The organism is Corallococcus sp. CA049B (assembly GCF_003611685.1).
Classification (GTDB): Bacteria; Myxococcota; Myxococcia; order Myxococcales; family Myxococcaceae; genus Corallococcus; species Corallococcus coralloides.
This window is the reverse complement of record NZ_RAWC01000420.1, coordinates 1-2,410: the sequence shown is the minus strand read 5'-3', so window position 1 is coordinate 2,410 and position 2,410 is coordinate 1. Positions and strand designations below refer to the sequence as shown.

Genomic DNA, 2,410 nt, shown 5'->3' with positions numbered 1-2,410 from the left:
CCCCTGCCCCCGGTCGCACGGACCCCGGTTCCCCATCCGCCGCCCGTGGAGCCGCCGCGCAATGAAGTCGTGCAGCCCCTTCCGGACAGGGCGAAGGGCGAAATCGACGCGGCGAAGGAACGGGCGGCGGCGCTCAACGCCGACCCGGAGCTGGAGAACGCCGTGGGCTTCACCCACTTCGACACCAGCGCGAGCCACGACAACCTCGTCACCGTCCTGTCCACGAAGGAGGACCTGCACCGGCTGGCGTCGCAGACGCTGGTGCGCATCAAGTGCCGCGAGGACGACAGGGCCTACCTGGGCGTCGTCGTCCGGGGGCCGTTCGCGGAGCCGAACGCCGTCCCCGCGAACTCCACCATGGCCATTGGCGTGGTGACCCACGGAAAGAAGCTCACGTACACCTTCGAGTACCACGGCCGCGCGGAGGTGGAGATCCTCGGTGAGGAGGTCGCGGGCGTGCTCAAGCCGCACCGCTTCCGTCCCCGGCCGCAGAGCCCCGTCTTCGTGCTGGACGAGGAGGAGAGCGCGAAGGTGCTGGGTGTCAGCGGGGAGATGAGCATTGGCACGGTGGTGGGCTACGAGCGGATGGAGGCGCGCATCAACGCCCGCGACAAGTCCGTGCTGCCCCGGCACACCGGCATCATCGGGACGACGGGCGGCGGCAAGTCCACCACGGTGGCCACGCTCATCCACCGCGCGCAGAGCTCCGGCATCGCCACCATCGTCTTCGACGTGGAAGGCGAATACACGCACGTGGACCGGCCCACGGACCACCACGCCATGGTGGAGACCCTCAAGCGCCGGAACCAGAAGCCCGAGGGCGTGAAGGACCTGCACATCCATCACCTGGTCGGCCGCGAGAGCCGCAACCCACGCCACAGGAACAAGCACGCCTTCTCGTTGAACTTCTCCAGCCTGTCGCCCTACGCGCTGGCGGAGATCCTAGACATGTCGGAGGCGCAGCAGGAGCGCTTCCTCAAGGCCTACGACGTCACGAAGCTCCTGCTGGAGGACTTCGAGGTCTATCCGGTGACGGAGGAGGAGCGACGGGACGCGCTGGAGGTGGACGAGCTGTCCACGGGCTACCCGAAAATGACCATCCAGCACCTGCTGGACGTCGTGAACGCCTACCTCTACAGCATGAGCGACGAGGGCAGAGCGGAAGGAAGAGCCCGCCCCCGCCGCGCGGCGCGAGCGCGAGGAACGGTCGCCGAGGAGATCGAGGCGTTGGAGGAGGACGAGGGGCCTCCGGCCAACTCGCTGACGCTCTACAGCGTCTTCAAGAACGACCCCGGCAAGGTGATGCGGCGGGTGATGGCGCAGAGCAGCCGCAACGTCATCAGCTGGAAGGCGCTGGCCAGCAAGCTCCAGCGGCTGCGCCGGCTGAACATCTTCGACATGGGGACCACGGAGGGCGTGAAGTACGACACCATGCTCTCGCCAGGGCGGGTGTCCGTCATCGACCTGTCGGACACGGAATCCCCCCAGCTCAACAACCTGGTCATCGCGGACATCCTCCGGGGCATCCAGGAGCGGCAGGAGGCCAGCTATGAGAAGGCCCACCGCGAGGGCAAGGACATCACTCCGGTCCTCATCATCATCGAGGAGGCCCACGAGTTCCTGTCCGCCAGCCGCATCGCGCAGATGAAGACCCTCTTCGAACAGGTCGCTCGCATCGCGAAGCGGGGCCGCAAGCGCTGGCTGGGGCTCGTCTTCGTCACCCAGCTTCCCCAGCACCTGCCGTCCGAGGTGCTGGCCCTGCTCAACAACTTCATCATCCACAAGATCACGGACGGGGCCGTCATCAACCAGCTGAAGAAGAGCGTGGGCAGCATCGACGAGAGCCTGTGGAGCCGGGTGTCGCGGCTCGCTCCAGGCCAGGCGCTGATGTCGTTCAGCCACTTCACCCGGCCGCTGATGGTGGCCGTGGACCCGGCGCCCGTGAAGCGGCTGCTCGTCGACTAGGCTTGACCCAAAGTCCAGGAACCCCGGGGGCGAGGAGCGATATAGAGCCAGCTTCATGCTCGGCTCCGCGCTCCTCGCCTCCGTCATCGTCGCCCAGACTCCTGTGTCCCCGGCCTCACGTGCCGCGGAAGAGCTGGGCCTGGGCCCCGTCCTCGACTCCGTCGTCCACCAGGGGGTGAGCTACGTCGCGCTCGGCCGTGGCGGCATCGCCGTGCTCAAGCTGGACGGCGCCGCGCCCCGGCTCGTGCGGCGCATCGAGGAGGGCCGGCGCTTCGTGCGGCTCGTCGTCGTGGGCCAGTCGCTCCTCGCCGTCGAGCAGCGCGAGGAGGCCCATGCCTTCTCCCTCGCCACGCCGGAGCAGCCCCAGCCGGACTCGCTGGCCTCCGCCCTGGGCGCGGCGCGCGACCTCACCATCGTCACCCACGCGCCGCCTCCGCCCCAGGCC

The 2,410-nt window shown here is 68.5% G+C and carries 2 protein-coding genes; both read left to right on the top strand.

Translation table 11 applies throughout. The annotated features are described in order from the left end of the window. The first annotated feature begins 3 nt into the window (after window positions 1-3). Window positions 4-1,965 carry an ATP-binding protein gene (locus tag D7W82_RS39335; RefSeq protein WP_233588211.1) on the top strand — a complete coding sequence of 654 codons (1,962 nt, stop codon included), beginning with the start codon at window positions 4-6 and terminating at the stop codon, window positions 1,963-1,965. Window positions 1,966-2,020: 55 nt separating this feature from the next. Next, window positions 2,021-2,410: hypothetical protein (locus D7W82_RS39330; RefSeq protein ID WP_199728022.1), on the top strand; the 390-nt coding region annotated here is incomplete at its 3' end.